Here is a 251-nt window from a genome sequence, read left to right as displayed (position 1 = left end):
TTTGCTGTTTCTGATACCTATCAAGATCTTTTGGGAGAAGGAACTTTTGTCGGAAAAGGCCTTTATAACATTGATGCCTTTGAAAAAGCACTCAATGGCAAAATTAAAGAAAATACCGTTCTCAGTCATGATCTGTTGGAAGGAGGATATGCCCGTACAGCTTTAGTAAGTGATGTAGAAGTGATTGAGGATTATCCAATAGCCTATAAGGTTGATGTTGCGCGCTATCATCGTTGGACTCGCGGTGATTG

General features: G+C 40.2%; 1 protein-coding gene. It reads left to right on the top strand.

Annotated elements, in window-relative coordinates; all coding sequences use genetic code 11:
• Positions 1-251, top strand: a 251-nt coding sequence (locus tag ACFINS_RS10855; protein ID WP_375706278.1) for a hypothetical protein, incomplete at both ends; no start/stop codon positions are given.

Source organism: Bartonella sp. AA2SXKL, assembly GCF_042197205.1.
GTDB lineage: Bacteria > Pseudomonadota > Alphaproteobacteria > Rhizobiales > Rhizobiaceae > Bartonella.
Note: the sequence above shows the minus strand (reverse complement) of the source record. Positions and strands in the feature narration are given on the sequence as shown.